General features: G+C 31.9%; 14 protein-coding genes. 4 read left to right on the plus strand and 10 right to left on the minus strand.

Annotated features, from left to right (window positions below; translation table 11 throughout):
- On the minus strand, positions 1-185 hold a 185-nt coding region (locus F1Z66_RS10570; RefSeq protein WP_230207523.1), incomplete at its 3' end, for an NAD(P)-binding domain-containing protein.
- A 1,178-nt stretch (positions 186-1,363) separates the two neighbouring features.
- Here F1Z66_RS10570 and F1Z66_RS10575 point away from each other — a divergent pair.
- A complete protein-coding gene (locus F1Z66_RS10575) occupies positions 1,364-2,371 on the plus strand; it encodes a magnesium transporter CorA family protein (protein ID WP_149863589.1) in 1,008 nt (335 codons plus the stop codon).
- Between the two features lie 1,222 nt (positions 2,372-3,593).
- Positions 3,594-3,950: a hypothetical protein gene (locus F1Z66_RS10580; protein ID WP_230207524.1), complete on the plus strand. Its 357-nt coding sequence runs from the start codon at positions 3,594-3,596 to the stop codon at positions 3,948-3,950.
- Positions 3,951-5,575: 1,625 nt separating this feature from the next.
- Here the strand turns inward: F1Z66_RS10580 and F1Z66_RS10590 are convergent.
- The 5 genes from F1Z66_RS10590 to F1Z66_RS10610 all read right to left on the minus strand — a co-directional run bounded on the left by F1Z66_RS10590 (position 5,576) and on the right by F1Z66_RS10610 (position 9,574).
- A complete protein-coding gene (locus F1Z66_RS10590; protein ID WP_149863591.1) occupies positions 5,576-6,016 on the minus strand; it encodes a hypothetical protein in 441 nt (146 codons plus the stop codon).
- 30 nt (positions 6,017-6,046) lie between these two features.
- Positions 6,047-6,469, minus strand: coding sequence for a DUF1622 domain-containing protein (locus tag F1Z66_RS10595; RefSeq protein ID WP_149863592.1), 423 nt, complete (start codon positions 6,467-6,469; stop codon positions 6,047-6,049).
- A 331-nt stretch (positions 6,470-6,800) separates the two neighbouring features.
- Positions 6,801-7,580, minus strand: coding sequence for a hypothetical protein (locus F1Z66_RS10600; protein ID WP_149863593.1), 780 nt, complete (start codon positions 7,578-7,580; stop codon positions 6,801-6,803).
- Between the two features lie 503 nt (positions 7,581-8,083).
- Positions 8,084-8,302, minus strand: a complete 219-nt coding sequence (locus F1Z66_RS10605; RefSeq protein ID WP_149863594.1) for a hypothetical protein — start codon at positions 8,300-8,302, stop codon at positions 8,084-8,086.
- A 942-nt stretch (positions 8,303-9,244) separates the two neighbouring features.
- Positions 9,245-9,574 (minus strand): hypothetical protein, encoded by a 330-nt coding sequence (locus F1Z66_RS10610; RefSeq protein WP_149863595.1) that lies wholly within the window; start codon positions 9,572-9,574, stop codon positions 9,245-9,247.
- A gap of 1,300 nt (positions 9,575-10,874) precedes the next feature.
- On the opposite strand from F1Z66_RS10610, the gene F1Z66_RS10615 reads away from it, so the two are divergent.
- Positions 10,875-11,525 (plus strand): DUF47 domain-containing protein, encoded by a 651-nt coding sequence (locus tag F1Z66_RS10615; protein ID WP_159357444.1) that lies wholly within the window; start codon positions 10,875-10,877, stop codon positions 11,523-11,525.
- 90 nt (positions 11,526-11,615) lie between these two features.
- Entirely contained in the window at positions 11,616-12,620 is a 1,005-nt protein-coding gene (locus tag F1Z66_RS10620; RefSeq protein WP_149863597.1) for an inorganic phosphate transporter, read from the plus strand.
- A gap of 546 nt (positions 12,621-13,166) precedes the next feature.
- Here the strand turns inward: F1Z66_RS10620 and F1Z66_RS10625 are convergent.
- From F1Z66_RS10625 to F1Z66_RS10640, 4 genes are all read right to left on the minus strand, one after another.
- Complete coding sequence (locus F1Z66_RS10625; protein ID WP_149863598.1) at positions 13,167-15,086, minus strand: sensor histidine kinase; 1,920 nt, start codon at positions 15,084-15,086, stop codon at positions 13,167-13,169.
- A gap of 52 nt (positions 15,087-15,138) precedes the next feature.
- Positions 15,139-16,233 (minus strand): BMP family lipoprotein, encoded by a 1,095-nt coding sequence (locus F1Z66_RS10630; protein ID WP_159357445.1) that lies wholly within the window; start codon positions 16,231-16,233, stop codon positions 15,139-15,141.
- 523 nt (positions 16,234-16,756) lie between these two features.
- Positions 16,757-17,746, minus strand: a complete 990-nt coding sequence (locus F1Z66_RS10635) for a TIGR03557 family F420-dependent LLM class oxidoreductase (protein ID WP_159357446.1) — start codon at positions 17,744-17,746, stop codon at positions 16,757-16,759.
- Positions 17,747-18,288: 542 nt separating this feature from the next.
- A complete protein-coding gene (locus F1Z66_RS10640) occupies positions 18,289-18,666 on the minus strand; it encodes a fluoride efflux transporter FluC (protein ID WP_149863601.1) in 378 nt (125 codons plus the stop codon).
- Positions 18,667-19,470 lie beyond the last annotated feature (804 nt).

Genomic DNA, 19,470 nt, shown 5'->3' on the forward strand with positions numbered 1-19,470 from the left:
TTGGTTTCAGCTGATTGCATGGCCTTTTGATTGATATCATAACCATAAGTATCAAAGCCATGTTCTTTGACATATTTCGCAACTGGAAGCCCAAGCTGACCAAGGCCAATTACTACAACTTTGTTATTTTTATTATTAGTGATTTGATCGGATTCTAAAGAAGAATCTTCATTGCTAATAGACATGGACATAACATGATTGTTTAGGAATAATAGTTTTTATAGTATATTCTAATGTAGTTTCAAAATACTGTATTGTTGAATGAGGAAAAAAATATCTGATATATCTTGTTACATTAGTTGCATCTAAATGTATTTTAGATAAGATTATTATAGCTATAAATCATCACATCCATTATTTTCATTCTTCTCGCGATAATATATTGACCATCCCGCAAAATTAGACTAACAAAATTAACTTTACAGAGCGATACTATACAGCATCAAAAAATGTAGATGACACACTCTTATTGATTATTTTATATTAAAGAGATCATCACAGCAAGAATCACACTTGAGCATAAATACCAAGAATGTGTGTTGTATATCCTTGATAAATGTTGCATACCTAATGAATGGGTAATTAAAGAATAACAAGGATAAAAACAGATTTTGCATCAATACCATCTACTAAATTAACACCCAATTAAATATTTATTTTTTTTATAAACAAAATATAAGTATATGAAGAACATGGGTTACTTTAAGAAGGGACATCAACACAGTTAAGGAAAGGTAGTGACAGATAATAAAATATCTGTTTATAAGAATAGAATCAATCAAACCAATTAAATATAGTTAGGCAACAGAATTAGAATTAATTGTAAGTAACATTACTAATTTTGCATACACTATAAATCATATAAATTTTCTACGAACCTTCAATTGAAACCAGTAAATTTGATTCCCACATCCGACCAACCCAAACTTATAATGTCAAAAGACCAAATAGGTGCGATTACTATAATTTTATATTAATCAAAGTTATTTTGGTTGCTTGTATTTTTTCTTGTTCGGATCTGTCTACTTTTTCTCTTTTTCAGCATTTGCATCATTTGTTTATTTTTTTTACCTTATACGATAAAGTACGATACTGTTACATCATATAGAGGGAATTTTATTACTTACTTAAAAAAAGTATTTTATATTTATCTTCCATTAGTTTTAGTAGTTTAAAATCAAATGCTTGTTGTGCAAATATTTATCATAATTAGCAGATAGCGTCAATTGGGATCTTTAACAGAATATCCTATTTTATTTAGGAAGCAGATGTGGTCTTTAGATAAATTGATCCTGATAGTAACCACATCAGTTGCCCTTATCAAGTTAAATGAAATTAAATACTTCGAATACTATCAGATATAATGCAAAAAACGATCTTCTATTATAATCAAGATGAAATGATAGAAGACAAAGGCGTCATGATCAAAGATAGTTACAAAAACCATAATGTATGGATTGACGTAGCAGATCCTACAAAAGAGGATATTACAAACTTTGAAAATGAGTTTTCATTGAATACAAAAGCAATGGACAGGATCAGACAAAAATCTAAAAAACCCGGCGTTATTGAAATAGATAATAAAAGTAAGTTTGCTATTTTGCTTGTATTAAAATTTAATGATTTACAGCATCTGGAATCACATCCATTGTACTTTTATGTGTCAGATACCATGCTATGGACTTTTCATGCAGGTGATATAGACTTGGTAACAAAAGTGAAAACGATTATTTCAAACAGGAAAACGATCTTAGAATCCTCAATCGATGCACTTTACTATAGCATAATCTCAAGTATTATAGAGGACTATGAACAACTTTTAACGGCTATAGAACTAAAAGTATTTGATATTGAAAAGGATGCTCAATATCGACCATCTCAGAAAGTATTAATCTATTTGGATACTTTGTCAAGACAGGTAATTACATTAAGACGGTATTTTTGGGATGCAAGAAATGTAATAAACTATCACGTAAATATGGAAAAAGACAAAGATGATATCAAATATCTCCATATTGTATACAACAATATTAACCAGCTCATTGAAATGATTCAATCTTATCAAGATACTATAAATTCTACAAGAGACTTGTTTTCTAGCAGTATTTCCCTGCAAATGAATGAAGTAATGCGAGTTCTGACCGTTTTTTCTGCCATTGTATTGCCCCTGTCACTTTTGGTAAGTGTATTAGGATTACAAGGGTTTGATCTAAATACCTTGAATGAAATACCTAGATACCTAGGCTTTTTAATAGTGGTGATGGTTGCCATAACAGTCTTATCCTTGTTTGTATTTTGGAAGAAAAAATGGATATTTTCATATGATAAGAAAATATGGAATCAAAACAAAAAATCAACTAAACAAGGATAGATCAAGCGTTTACATTTTTAGCAACGGAATTGACCCAATATCATATTGTTTGGATATAGAATTAAATCCTGTATCCACATATCTTCCAATCGTTATTGTATTATAAATGGTAAGTAGTCACAGAAATCTGATTTCAGCCTTTATATGACCATTAATAATGTTGCACAATCGTGATATGACTGTACGTTTTCTTCTGCACTAACCTAGCGTCCTGGCGATTAGTTGGAGTAGAGAATTATCAGTTTTATAGAATCGTATTTTTGTGAGGCATTTTCACTGCATCTTACAAAAGATATATTTATTATCTTTGTTTTCTTAAATACATTCTCTATTTGTAAATTTATCACACCAATGTATTACTTAGACATTTGTCTTGAAATCTAGTAAGAGAAATTATTTCAAAATTGATGACCTTCATGATGTAAGAAATGTAGTAACTTGATTATACAATAGTCTTCTTGCTGATGAGGATGATAATGATGGATGAGTAGATGTGAGAATTTACACTATTTTTCTACGACATTAAGAAATATTTTAGATAATTTTTTCGATTATAAATATTTGTATTAAAGTATAAATCTAATTGAAGCCTAATTTTTAGTGTATAAATATTGCTATTGCTAAGAAATAGAAATGTTCTTATACAAAGAAATATAGTATATAATGTGGGAAGAAAGTTAATAGAAGTCATAAATAAGAGAAATCAATCTCAAAATCCAAAGAATGGTTATACTCGGATTAAATTTAATGAAGAAGGAAATCGATATATTGAAACCTTTCAAAATGGCAGTTGGCGATTTACACGCAATTTTTAGTGGTTTAGGTCAAAAGATTAAAACATTCAATAAATAGTTGACTCTAAACCACAAAAGATAATTCTGATACAAGGATTCAAGAATTCATGAATCCTTGGGGTAATCTGCTTGATAATTTTTTCTTGATGGTCGGATGATAATAGCGAGGCGAATGGCTATTATTATTATTATTATTATTATTATTATTATTACTCTCGCGTCAAGCCACATCTAATCCAATTAAATGTAAAATTCCTTTATGGTTTCCGTGTTTCTCTATGAAGTGGAAATCTTACTAAGTTGATTGTACGAACCAATGTAAATTAGTCAGATTTTATAAATCAGTATTAAATAGACACGGCTGTAGCAATCTTGAAAATCACTCACAATAATCGCACGTTTAAAAGTGTCGAGCGTTATATAAGGATATGGCTATAGAAAAAAGTTATATCAATGAAAAAGTTTCCCGCAAGGTTTCGGAACAGTCTGATGAGAATGTTGAGGTCATAAACCATAATAAAAATGGGGCTAACACGGTCGATGTGCGCACTCCTGTGGATGAAGAGGAAGCATTTAGAATAAGGTACTCTCAAGAATTAAAAAACAAAAAACAACAGATTTATGATAACGATAGGGGTTATAATGAATTGGACGATGAAAGAAGACGCGTAAGACAGCAAATGATGAGAACGCCAGGACGAAGAGGGGAAATTATCAAAGATGAAGAGATCAATAAAGAATTCGCCAGGCGGTTTAGTGAAGGACAAACTTCACCTAAAGAATAACTTTTACCATGCGATTTGAATTACCATCCTTACCATAGGGCAATTTTAGTCCAACTTATTTAGAAGTCAGCAACTTCACCTTACTAACATCTAATTATGGGATTGTTTAAGAAAAGATATTTTGGAGATGGTTCTATCTTTGATAATTCAAACCATGTTTTCATCTAGTTCAGGATAGGAAATCTAGGTTTTGTCAAGCAATTTCTAATGTTTGAATCATTTAGAAATAGGCATTCTTTTGACGCTCACCTTATTAGTGCAGTATTTTTAATCCTAGAAAGAATAAAAATATGTATTTCAGGTATCCAGGATAAAGATATCACCGTATTAGAACCTGCTTTTTCTCTTCATCCTTAATCTTGTTATATTTTAGTTTTAATTTGCCATTTCTGGGTTTATATCTTAATCTAGTACCACAACAAGGACAAAAAACTGAAATATTCCAAGTAATATATATCTCGCAGCGTTGACAACGTTTTTGTCCCTCTGAATACCTGGAACTAGTATTACCTCTTTTAATTGCTTTATGTCTATGACAAATTCCCTTGCACGGCATTATAAAATGATCACCGATAATCCTGGTGATATATAAAAGATGTTTATTATTAATATCGCTTTAATTCATCCTCTTTTTGATATCTTCTATTTCCTAGGCCCCTAAATGACCGGGTTCTTAATTTGTAGCCACAACAAGGACAATAGATTGAATCCCACATGATAAATATAGCACATTCAGTGCAACGCTTTTGACCTGGTTTATAATGTATATTAGTTATCTTTTCCTTCTTACCTTTATGTCTATGACAAATTCCCTTGCACGGCATTATTGATATCAGAATGTGATAGAGTCATGGTATATAATTTACATACTAAATTGATCTAATTTACAGAAATATTACCATAATCTTACCAGTTTAGTCGAATATGCAAATTATAATATGCTACAATTGCATCTAATTGATATACTAATCCACTCACTCACTCACTCACTCACTCACCCTCGCCATCGAAGCAGTGATTTCTATGAGGACAGTATTTGGGAAGTAGCATACCAATGATTGCTAAAAAGGAAAGATATGCAAGACAAAAAATCTCCAACAAGGCTCGATTGATTTTGTGCTATTTTGTACAACTATAACTATTTTTATCAATTTTCACGAAAATCTAATAGTATTCACAAATAAACGCTGATTTAGCGCATATTTATATGAAATAATACTATTCTAAATAATTTATATTTATTCTAAATCGTTATAAGCCTTACCAATTATGAAAATATGTGAGACAAAAATTTTCTTCAGGTAATAAATGCGAATGTATGTGCCATGGCAAGAGAGGAATTTCAGATTATTGTGGTTATTGCTCTTCATCACATAAAAATGCCTATTCAAGTCGTGGCAAAGGCAGATAGTTACTTTTGACTATCAAATGACCTGCATATATTTTCATTATTTTGTAGTTAAAACCAAATGAAATCAATGATATTGCCAACATGTTCCGATTCAATTTACATTTCCAAAATCTTTTTCAATAAAATAGCAGGTTTAATTTAAAAAGAGTATTGTATGCCATAATCAAAATGTCATCCTTATGTAATTTGGATAATCGTGACTCCATCGTACTAATTAATTGATTTCATATTTTCTTAATGATTGATTCAGCACTATCCTTAGAGTAAGAATTCCAACAAAGAAAGCAAATTTGTCCAAGTTACTTGATAGAGGTTCAGATAACAAAGTAATACTTGTTGTAAAAATTCCCAATTTTAAGATTGCACTGGCGGATTCGAATTCTAAAGAAAGTAAGAGTCCTTTGACTAGATCTCCTATACAGATATTTCCTCCAAATAGTTTCATTTTAAAGAAATTGTATTTCCTATTACTACTACTACTACTGCCACCAAGTCTTTTTTTGTAGTGAGGAAAAACAAAATCATGTCTAGCAAAGAATCTGGATACCACAAACTGGAATATAGATATTGCAATATTTGTTACTGCAATGAAATCTAGAATCTGTGTTATGATTGTAAGAATCTCTATAATGATTGGAGCAATAACAGACAGCAATTTTTACCGATCGGGTAACAAAAAAATGCGTTATTTTGCCTCAGTGTCGTTTGATTTGTCAAGGTCTGTGTCTATTTTGGTCTTTATGTCATGATGCCTGTTTATTTCTTTTGATAGCGACCAGCTCAAGCCAATTCTGATTGCCACAATCACTCCAAGTATTGCCAGCTCATTTACACCTGGTAAGAGTATTGTCTTGAGAATATCACTTCCCACTTCAAAATCCAACGCTAGAATCATTCCTCGTGCTAAGCTCAATCTTATAGTTTCTTTCTCATGTGTTTGAACCGTACGTGACTTTGTCAATATTTTCAAGAACGAAACGAAGGCAATTATTGCTGATATTACTATTACTAAACCGGCCGCTATGTCAATTCCAAATGTAAGTACTTCAACATAAGGTCTTAGGATTTTATCTAGTAATTCTGTAAATTGGGTAATATCATTGATCATAAATGCAATTCCCCTTTATCACTAGCCGGTACCTCTTATTTTATCTAATGAGCTCTACAGACTCTATTTACCAACACCTTTTACAAGACTCTTACAATCTGCAAACAATCTGTTAATGTCTTGTTAAACTCTGCATATTATACAAAGGCCTAGTCATTTCCTTCTGGATTAGAAATGTGTAGCAAACGAAAATTGATTAAGGATGAAATATCACATCAACAGCGATCTTCTGTGTATCCCGAACTATTAAATTTTGTATCTAATCCTTTAGCAAGATACAATCAAAAAAAAATAATTATCAAATCTTGTCAAATGAAATAAAAAAACTAGTCTAGCTATAAGGCAAATCTGCCGATATTTCGCTTAGTGATGAAAGGGTTTCATTCAAGTCTTTGTTTGCAGTTGTCCACACAATCAAGGTTTGGGTGTCTCCAGTTCCTTTTTGTCCGCCTCTCAAGTCTTTAAAGTCATATGTATTGTCTACGGTAATTCCTGCAGAATTTATCTGTTGGATATAATTGGTTATATCTTGAGTTGGAACCATTATCAGTCCCACTGTATCACTTTTACTTGTGTTTGAATTCGCATTATCCGGGCTTGAAGAAGATATTACTGGATATTGTATGTTTCCTACTGCAATAGAGCCAGTCATAGTCACACCTGGGTCGCCTTGTGCCTCATAATTATATATCCCAGGGCTAGCTGTGATAAATGGCTTTGATGACTGGAGATCTGTAATTTCACCCGTATTAAAGACCGAATTGCCTCTTTGATCTTTAACGTCTATGGTATGTTCATGACCCACATCGCCATTAAACCATACTACTGTAGTTCCTGTGTTAACTACCACGTTGTCAGGTACAAAATGTTGGTTCAAGAATCTTGCTTCGTCATCTTCACCTTCGCCATGATGAACTTCATCTGGAATTAGGATGACCAGTCCCTTTATATTGTTGCCCAATGTCATTGTTTTTGTATTAAAGATATTTTCGGCGTTAATGTTTGGTTTTATGTCAATAGCACTGGTAACACTAGCTGAGGAATTTTGTTGTGCAGAAATATTGTTTGGGGATGATGCGGCAATGAGCAACAAGACTAATATGCTGCCCACTAAATAAAATTCACGATGATTTGACTTTATCTTGTTAAAATGCATCAAGATTAGTTGAATTAACATTAAATAAATAACTAGACACCATAATAATTTTTTAGAATGTCAAGATGCAATTCTATCCAATTTAATCAATGAACAATCAAATTATTCAAGCAGATTTTATGATAATTTCCTATATAATCAACTAAATAAGCGTCATTACCAAGCAAATTATCAGGTATGCAGATAATTTCAAATGAGCCTATTTAATTATAATTAACTTTGGATTTTCTTAGATTCTAACCCAACTCTTTATTGATTCAATTTTACTCAACTTCCCCAATATGATAAGATGGACTTTACAATACCAAACGATCATTTTCAAATTAACGATTGATAATACTCTAAAACTATATAGATAGTATCAAAAAAATGGGATGACCAAATTCAATATTTACTTAATTATTTACTATACATAATTAAAAGCCAATATTGTATTTGAGTTAAAAAAGTAAAATGATTTACTCCTTACTAAATCCTTCTTTATGAATCCAATAATAAGATACTTTATCCGCACCTATCCAATAGGTTTCAGTTCCTGCATCAATGATAATCTCCTGTGAAGCATCATCAAACTTTACGTTGTGCTTGTGTAATTCAATGCTCTCGTTGTTGTCTAGCCTTATCATCACTTCACCACTTTCATCTAGACATTTCTTTATGTTTTCATAATTTGCCATGATTCAATATGGTCAATCTAGTTTTTAAGGATGACATATCCGTATAATGGAGAAACTTCATTATGTTGAGCGATTTTGACTTTGTAAAAACTCAAAGATTTATTAATATGATAGTTATGACTATTTTTTTGATGATTTAAGATCTGTTATAATAAACTCACCTATTCATAATTTTTTGTTATACGAGAATAGGGGCAAAATTTATTATCAGACTTAAGACTTTGTAAAAATACCGATTTTCTCATGTTACCAAAGTTTAGATAAAAATATCGATGTTTGAAATAAATATTTTAACAATTTTTAGTCCGATGTCAATACTAAAGCATTCCAGCACATGCCTCATGTTATAGTTTGTTAATACAATTCCACAATTATCTCTTCAGACAAATTATTACAACCAAATAAATGATTCTATGCAGTTAATCGTGTAGAAGTATTAACAACCTAACGAACTCAAAAAAACTCAAACTAGAGAGATTCTTCTCTACTTTTCATTAACTTGCTTGTCTGTATGATACCATCACATTTAATAAGCAATACCCCAAATCTGATCATGCTCATTCTTTCAGAATGACGCTATCTTCACATTAAATAGATAATAAGGATATAAACGACTATTTAGTAATACAGACAAAGTCCTTATTACATTTTGGAAAATAATCGAGCTTTTTTAGGTTACGCTTAAAGTTATTATTTGAAAGGTAGGACTTTCTAATAAAAAAAGATTGATACTATAACCAATATCCATTCATTAAATTTTATAATGAGGATGATCGTTACTATATTATTCTTATATATTTTTAAAATAATATAACCAAAAATTCATGCAATGAAACTGCTCTACCTATTGGATATGTAATTATACTTTTGAATCAATTTTCAAGATTTTTTTACATGTTTTAATTTTAGATATTCTTTTGAAAACCCTTTGATTTCTACTTGTTACGGCCCTTTATCCTCCATTTGGATTCCACCACTACTTCCACCCCCAGCATTGATTTCTGTTGTGGATTCTAACTGTTCAGTAATTGATGGAGCTAGTGATTCTATCTCATATTTTTTTAGGTTTTCTTTAGATATGTTTAGATGAAGTACATGTCCGTCAAAATTTATGGCAAGGCTCTTTGGTATGCGATAAAAGATCTTATCAATAATGCCTTTCTCTACAATTATATCACTACATTCAATTTCGTGTACTTCGCCTAGATCTAAATCACCTGATCCCCTGGCCTCCTTTTTCTTAACATCTTCCCAATTTATTTCGGCTTCCATATAGTGAGTTTTATACATGATATTATAAATAAAATATATATGTACCAAACAAATTTTAATTGCTAACAAACATCAGAGAAAAAAATGATTTTGTTTGAATAAATAATGCCATCTTTTAGTTTGAAGCGTATTATTACGACAGTTTCGAAAAGTTTGAGTTAGCCTTGAAAGTAACCGATCCAATATTCATTAAATTGCACAATTAGAAAATATGAGGACAATGGTAACCACTCTTATTAGTTTAACTTTAAAGACCGCAGTATGGACTGTAAAGTAATAATTAGATATTTTTGATATTTTGATAAATCAAATATTTAATTCAATCTACAATAAAAACTCTCGATGGATTAAAGAGTTGCACTATTTATTCTCTCAAATGATTTATGGTGTTTCATATTCTACTCATCGAATTGGATGAATTGTGTTTTTCTATCAAATAATCTACATGAAAAACTTTGGATAGCAAGTTGTGAATATGTTACTAAAAAAATTGGCAATTTAAATCATATTTACGAATATATAAAATCAAACGCTAAATTTTTGTTTCTCAATTTTGGTAAATCATTAGATATGATTTTTTGGTTGGTATAACTAATGCTTTGGAAAAGATATTTGGACCATAGATCAGACCATTGTAAATTCCAAGTTATGTGTCTTAACCTTCAATGCCAAAAAAATTAGTAATATAAAATGATAAATAGTTTCTTTTTATTTATCAAAACGATTTATCGATTTCCTTTAAATTATTAATAGGATCAATTATTTCTTTGTCGGATTACGTACATGTTCAAGCTTTAATATGTATGACATAATGCACCCAAGCAATAAAGAAATTAGTTGTTGATAATAATTACAGTTTTTGTAAACTCAGTATATTATATTTAGGCCTGGTGGTCTTTGTAATATATTTTTGTAAATAATTAATTAATAATAGAATTTAACGAAATGTGTTGTATGTCGGGCTTGCTTGATTATTGTTGCTAGTTGTTGGTTGTTGATAAATAGATTTTAGAGATTAAAATATTATCTGATCAAGTCTTATTTTCTGAAGATGACTATTAAGAATTATTAATTTGGTTTCTATTGTTTTTTGTCCCATGTTTTTTAATCTAGACTTGTCAGATATCTCGATTGCCAGCGTATAAGATAATGGTCCGTGACAAGTAAATTCATCAAAAGTCTTGCTATGTAAAGATACTTGACTGCTTTAGATTTTTATCTCAAAAGGTATGTCGCCTTTGCAAATTCAAATAGAGATATAGATAAAGATAAATGATTTAATCTCATTCCATATTGTCAAGTGAGTTCAAAGAATTGGCTCTCGTGGATAAAAGGAAATGACAAAGAAATTGTCCAATTATTAGAAAAACAGTCGTCAAACTTGTCTAAGGCTACGAATTATTTGGTTGAACTCGTTCTTGAAAGTCAAGAGAAGGAAATTAGTAAAGAAAAAGTTTCATTAATCAAAGAATTAGAGCATGACTCAGACAATATTACTCATTCTCTCTTTACTACGCTATTTCAGACCTTTGTGACAACTTTGGATAGAGAAGATATCGCTGGACTTGCTAGTGCGATAGATCAAGTATTAGATTACACAGAAGGAATTGCAGACAGATTCTTGCTTTTTGATATGCGAAATCCAACTGCTTACATGGTAAATCTTTCGCAAATTCTAAATTCTGCATCAAAAGAAATACATTCAATAACTAACATTTTAAATCACCCCAAAAAGGTCTCTGATTTGCTTCCTCATTGTAATAGCCTTAAGAAATATGAGCAACAAGCCGATAGCATATATAGAAGAGCGATTGCCGATTTATTTAAAACAAATGATAATGCCATAGAAGTTATAAAATTCAAAGAGATATACGAAATCTTTGAATCATCGTTGGATAAATGTCAGGATGTGGCAGACATTGGTGAAAACATCGTATTAAAATACGGATAATAATAATTCTAGTAAATAATACGATACGAATTTTCTCTTACTTGAAATAAAAAAATATAATTTATCGAATTAATTCAGATATGCTATATCATGGGCGAAGAATTGCTATATGTAACAATCGCAGCAATTCTTTCAGCCCTTTTATTTGATTTTGTTAATGGCTTTCATGATGCGGCCAATGCAATTGCAACAGTAGTAGGCAGCAGAGTCTTAAAACCATTACACGCAGTCACTATCAGTGCTATTACAAATTTTATAGGACCATTTATTTTTGGAACTGCTGTCGCTGCAACTATAGGAAAAGGTATAATTGAACCCGAGTTCGCCACTACTGAGGTAATATTTGCTGGACTTATAGGTGCAACAGTATGGAACCTGATTACTTGGTATATAGGATTGCCTTCTTCTAGTAGTCATGCGTTGATTGGAGGATTAATTGGTTCTGCGTTAATTGCAGGCGGGTTACAAACAGTAGTTCTAGGAGGAATCGTTAAAACTGTGATATTTATGGTCGTTTCTCCCGCAATGGGTTTTGTTGCCGCATTTCTTTTGGTAATAGTTTTAATATATATTTTTAAGAAAAAGAAAGCTCAGTTAGTTAGCAAGATATTTGGCAAGTTGCAGATATGTTCTTCGATATTTTTCTCTCTAACTCATGGAGCAAATGATGGACAAAAAACTATGGGAGTTATTACAGCTTTACTGATATCAGGAGGTTTTTTACAATCAGATGAATTTACAGTACCTTTATGGGTAATCATGGGAGCCGCACTAGCATTGGGATTAGGGACATTTTTTGGTGGATGGCGAATTGTCAAAACTATGGCATTTAAATTGACAGACCTAAAACCATATCAGGGCTTTTGTGCCGAAACCGGCGGTGGAGTCATACTGGCTATGATGGCATGGTTTGGGATACCGGTCAGTACTACTCATGCAATTTCTGGAGCTATAATGGGAGTCGGTGCGTCCAAGCGTTTATCAGCAGTGAGGTGGGGTATTGGTAGAAAGATTGTTTATGCTTGGATCATAACCATTCCCGCTAGCGCCGCTATTGCTGCTTTGACGTTAACGCTAATTCAGTTGATTTTTTAGTATAAATTGGATATTGCCAAGATCCTTGCATTGGTCACCACCCTATAATTCTACAATTAATCTGTGATTATGTAGGATTCATTAAAGTATTTAAATTCTGAATAGGCTTGCATATGTAGACACTTTTTTTGTCATGATATTTTCCCCACCTTTCATTCGTACGGCAATAATAGCTAGGTCATGATTGATAAAAAAGTGCACAGTATAATATAAGGAACAATATAGAAAAAAATATATCTCTATACTGAGGACAGAACTTGTAAGCTATACATCAGTGCTGTTATATGCATATAGGATCCTATAAATTAATTATTCACACTGTTTATCAAACAAATGCTATTTCTAACAGCGTAAGATACAGCAGGACAGGATTGGAAATTTGATTATCATATCGTCACATATGTTTCTCATGATATTCTACTAGTCTGCAAAGACGGCAAATTTCTAAAAATACAAACATTCAAATCATTATCTCTTCGCTTGGTCTTAAATCTAAATGCAATTTAATTATGAAAAAGAAAAGAATATCCATATAGTATGTCGTAACTAGCTAGAGACTGAACCGTCAGGATTGTTTGCTCTAGGCAAGCTAAATACAAATGTCGAGCCCACTCCGTCTTTATTGTTAAAAGCCCATACTCTACCTCCATGTGCTTCTACAATACTCTTAGAGATATATAGTCCCAAACCAGTCCCTATATCTGAATCAGTACTAAACTTCTCAAAGAGTTTTGGCATAATATGATCTGATATCCCTTTGCCTTTATCTGAAATACTTACGAAAATCTGATTGCTCAAATCGTTTTTGAAATCATGTGAACTGTGTAAATCTTTGCTCAGATTATCATAATTTCTTTCTCTTATTTCGATATCTATTGTACTTCCATCCTCTGAAAACTTGATCGCATTGTCAATCAAATTAACTAAAATTTGATTCAACCTAGATTTGTCGGCATCAACCCAGTATTGTTTTTCTATTTTTTGGGTAGCAAAACTAATTTTGATATGTTTGTTCCTTATTTTTTGCTCTAGTTGTGATTTTAAAGCTTCATTAATTTCCCTAACTAGATCTATTCTTTGCTTTTGAAGTCTTAGACTATTGATTCTGTCTGATTCTATTCTTGCTACATCTAGTAAATTGCTTATGAGATCATTTAGTCTCGAAGCATTTCTTGAGATTGCTTTAAAAAATTCACGAATCTGAGTAAGTTCGCCCTTTAATTTTTCATTCTCCATTACATTTTGGTGCTTAAGAATATCGTCAAACAAGTCTGAATCCAGTTCGGCATACCCCATTATAGCTTGAGTAGGAGTTCTGAGCTCATGCGCTGCGGTGTTAATAAATTCTTTTTGTAATTTATCGTGATTGCTCAGCTGATTATTGGCTATTTGAAGTTGTCTGTTTGATTCCTCTAGGTCTTTAGTTCTTTTATTAATTTGATCATTCAAAATTCTATTTAACTTTACTAAAAATAGAATTAAAATTAAAATCGCTGTAGATATACCTGCTATTAAGGAAAAAAACTTTGTTCTCTCACCTTCCAAGGTTTTATTTATATCATTATAAACTGTTGCAGTAGGAGTAATAATAAAAACATAGTATCTAGGTACTTTATCGACAACAACCGGATAACCTGTGTTTAGTCTTTCGCCTGTTCCAAAATCATACAAAGAATATCCGCCACGCTCAAGACCATTGAAAATATTTTGATAATATTTGTTTTGAATAGTATTGTGTTGAAAAAAGTTTTGGACTTCATTTCCAAATAAATTTTTGCCCAAAAAATTGGACCTAGGTGTTGATACATAATTTGAATTTCGATCATAGGTCACCAAAAATTGCGAGTCCACCTCATACACATTGCCATACCGTGAAAAGAACTCGACTGAAGGGATCTCAACACCTATCATACCAAGATATACGCCAGTGTCGCGATTAATAATTGGGTAAGTTAACGCGATATTATAGGTACCGTCAATTCCTTTGAAACCATTTGAAAATACAGGATTCATAGTATTTCTGGTTTCATTAACGTATTCTCTAAGTGAAATGTCTATATTAACAAAGCTTCTTTGACCCTCTGCTACTTTGTTATAAGTTATTATATTGTTCTTATCTGCTATGAACAATCCACCAATCTTAGTAATAGTATTGATTTGATCAAATCGTTCACCTATAAGATTTTCAACTCTGTCTCCATAAAGTTCTCCTTGCTGTAAATAGCTAGAATCTGACAGGCCTTGAAGTATAGATGAAATCAATCTAAGATCTGAACTCATGTGTTCTGAAAGTGCTTTTACGGTTTCTATTTGATTATTTCGATAATCTTGAAAAATATTATTTCTTATGTTCTGCTCAGCAACATATTGTTGAAAGAATAACAATGAATAGCATCCGGCAATTGCTAGAATTATTAAAATAATGACTATTCTTTTTCTTCTCCCAAATAGGACGCTGTTACTCAATATGTTTCCTTTACCTTGGATGCACCACTGAAATAATTAATGAAAGAAAACCTCAAAAAAGTCCATCTGTTTTCTTATTGTCAGTGTCATTATTTTTCTCGGGGTGATCGTATATACTGTAAGAAGAATACTTTTCAGGGATAGTAATTTTACCATTTATAATATCTTGATTTAGTCGGTGCAATTTTTCTTTTACTTTTTCAGGGACTTTGTCCTCGAGATTATAGTAAGGGGCCAAATATACAATGCCATCTCCGGGACCATCTCTCTCAGACTCCAATCCTGGTTTGTAAATTTCTCCACTAAAATTACCATTTTGAACTGATTTTATTACTTGATCATATACTTTTTCAGTGTCTAATACAAAAGACGTTAAAACTGTGTTTGGAGCTAACTTGTTCTGGTCCGATATCGCACCAAAGGCATAAATCCCTTTTTCTTTAGCTGCCTCAATCACACCTTGTCCGGCTGTATCTGCAACCTGCAACAAAAAGTCTGCCCCTTGCTGTATTTGAGACATGGCTGCTTTTTTTCCTTTGGTGACATTGTCCCAATCATATACAAAGGTCATTAGCACTTTTACTTTCGGATTGATATCATGAGCTCCTTGCTTATAACCTTCGTAAATATTAATAAGGTTCGGATATGGTTCTCCCCCTATAAAGCCAATTACACCAGTCTTTGACATCGACGCAGCAAGGGCTCCTAACAAATACGTTCCTTCTTGTTGCATTGGATAGATCGAGGCTACGTTACTGGAATTAACCAGGCCTGTAAAAATTACAAATTTTGTATTGGGATAGTCCTTACCAACCTTAATTGCCGGGTTCCCCCATTCAAACCCTTGTGATATTATGAGATCACAGCCTGCTTTGGCATAATCTCTCAAAGTTTCTTCTATCTTTGAGATTGGAATATTTTCTTTAACATCTACAGCATAAGAATATTCTTCTTGTATATCTTGGGCGGCATTGTATCCAAAGGCACCCCAACCTGCATCACTAAACAACCCATCGGTAAGGAACGCTATTTTGAGTTTTTCCTTTGGTGTTAATATAGGTTGATCCCATGGTGACGTATTTATATGGTTGTCAGAAGTTTTCGTATCAACAACAGCAAAGACTAATGAGTTTGTATAAGGAACCATAGACATTCCCACCAAGATAGTTGCAAAAATAAAGAATGTCTTCATCTGCAAAGTTATATTGACATTTATTTATTATAATCTATTAATGTTTTTTTATACACTTATCTTGATTTATGAAATAAATATTTTCATTGTTTGGACATTTGCTATAAAAAAATCTGCTTGTGCGTATATTAGATTCAATTTCTATTTACATTGGTTTTAAACTTGATGGCGAATGTGTATAAAAGTATTCACAAACATGGTGATAACTTGTGAACCTTCAATGCTAAAAGAAACTAAGAAAGCCAAGTGGTGAAAACAAAAAAACAAAAAAACGTGAAAACAGCATAACATAGAAACTAGTCATCTTGTGCTAAGTATTTCTGCACATCTTTGAGTTCGGACACATTATTCTTGTCTCGGAATTGTTTGCAGAGGTAAAAAAAGAGATCAATCTCCTATCAATAATTTTTAAAATATGATATTATTTATGGTATCAGAATGGAAGAAATGAGTAGAGATGTGTTAACAAACTGTTGGTTCACCTATTATTGTTTATGGTCTTTGATAATTTCGTTACTAAGTCGACAAACTTTCTTCTATCAGGACTTGAATTGGTAAATACAATTTCAGTAAATCCAACATCTAAATATGGTTGTAATTTCTTAAGACCTTCCTCTTCATTAGATATGACAAAAAGATTCTTTTCAAGTGAATCATCATCGATGATTTGACCGTTTTCTTCGATTATCCTTGGATCGTGTACATCAACGTCAAAGAATGCTTTGATCATGGATCCTCTCCAAAATCTAATTGATTCAATTGCCTTTTGTTTATCTTCATCATAAGAAGCAGGAAAAAATAGAACCTTTTCAAATTGATCAAAGTTTTTCCCCGATATGGATGTTCCTTTTTTTAATCCAGGAAATAATATATTTTTTATCTTGGTTACATTCAATTCATTGGTAACAAATCCATCTCCTTCTTCTCCTGCCAATTGAGCCGACAGTTTACCTAGTGCTGCAACATATATAGGAATTGGATCACGTGGAATGGTGTATAGTTTTGAATCTCTAATAGAATAATACTCTCCGCTAAAATTGACCCACTCACCTGTCCAGAGCTTTTTTATGAGTTTGATGGCTTCTCTTAAACGAGCAAATTTTTCTTTATTCGTTGGCCAGGAGTTTCCAGATGGTACCTCGTTGAGGGCTTCTCCTCTTCCTATGCCAAGAAAAACCCTATTTGGGAACATAAAGGCTAACGTGGCAAATACTTGAGCAACAATTGCAGGATGATATCTTAGAATTGGAGCCGTTACGCCAGTTCCGATAACTAGATCTTTTGTTTTTGCCAAAGCAGCCCCCATCCAGGGCCAAGCAGCACCTCCGGAAGCACCTGTATTCCACCATGGCATATAATGATCGCTAGTCCAGCATCTTTGTATTCCCTTGTTGTCTAAATATACTGCATCATCCAATAATTCAGCAGGGTTGATTTGTTCATGTGCTGCCTGAATACTTAATTTCACTTTCGATTTTGGTAGACCTGACATACAATCTTTAGTATAATATGTTATATTAGGTTCAATAGACGGATATTTTTATTTCTTGATTTAAAATACATCAGAGAATGTGAGTTTTTTAACATCTTTACAATCAAGTGATTATTGATTTCACAAGATTAATTTAATAAAAAACCAAATTATAGTATCAGTAAATAATAAAGACATGGTAGTTTATTCTAAGCCCAATATACTAACTAGCTAAAAGTATTTTGAAGGGCTAGATTACACTATCTTCTATATTTTAATGGTAAAAGTTAGATTCAATTTCTTTTTCTTCATCAAGGGTTTTAATCTCTATCGGCGGATTTATCTTCAAACCTTCCAAGTGACGGGTGATCTTTCTTGACTTCCAAAACAATCAACTTCTAGTCATACTTTACTTGCAGGTATGTTTGATTCTATCAAATAATCTGAGATTACCTTTTATAATATCTTCGCATCAACTCATCATTTTTTTGATTATAACATTTAGACAGATCATTTCTTTGAGTCAAATTAAAGATTTTTTAATGTTGCAATTGAAGGATTAATATTCTTCCTCCATACAAGGCAAGAAAGGATAATCCTACATTGGCTAATGTATTGACTGCCATGTTTATGATCTGTTTATTTTCTATGAATGTTATGTTTTCTAGGGCAAAGGATGACATAGTAGTTAAAGATCCGCAGAAACCAATTGCTACAAGCAAAGAGTATTTTTGGTCAAGATTCCAATTGATCAAGAGAATGGAAAAGATTCCCAAGATAAAACTACCAATTATATTCACAAACAGTACGTTGGAGCCGACTACTCCCCAAATCAAAGGAAAAGAGGTGATCTTATATCTAATGTAAGCGCCTAAAACAGCTCCAACTGCCAAAAAAATAAACTCGATTCCTTTCACAAATATTTTTATAGATTCTCTAGATTTATCTTTTCTTTTAGCATAGTTAATTCATTCTACCAAGATATTCTAGTAATTTGTATGAACTGAGACAAATTTTCTTTATCCTACGAATGAAGCTGAAACCAAATAACCACAGAATGTATAAAGTACAAGTCATTCATTAAACTACGGATACTTAAACCCTAGAATATAGAGTGATTTTAATTTTCAAGAATTACAAATTAAATTGTTGACAACCTGAACTATGTGCTTTAAGATTCTACTAACGAACGGAACTAGTTACTATTGTGAGGATAAAAATTGTATATTTGACCAACACATACACAATCAAAGAGTAGTAGTGAATGACAGGCAAGTAACTATCTTCACCTTAACTTGTTTGAGTGGATATGGATAATTGGAAATAAGATTAAGCGGTTTAGGTGCTATTATAGCACTAGTATATTTTTATAAGTCAAGACATCTGAATGGCGAATATAATTGATGGTCTTAATAATACCATATGCATGTGCCTGAGTATGTAAAGACCGTTGATGGCAATCTGTTGGAGAATCAATTATTTTGAATTGGAAAAATCACGCGATATTCTCAAGAAATAATATTACTGGAATTGTGGTCAAATAAGTATGAATTACTTGATAGTGCCCTACCGGAAGGAAAAATGCTCGTCAACTTCTGGTATTAAACTAATGTCATAGCTGATTATCAACTTTCATCATCTGATTATTAGTTTTGTATGTAAGTCCGTAATTTAGATTGAATATCGTAAAGTTTCATCACATAGTAAAAGAATAAGTGGTA

The sequence above is a fragment of the Candidatus Nitrosocosmicus agrestis genome, assembly GCF_008389435.1.
GTDB lineage: Archaea > Thermoproteota > Nitrososphaeria > Nitrososphaerales > Nitrososphaeraceae > Nitrosocosmicus > Nitrosocosmicus agrestis.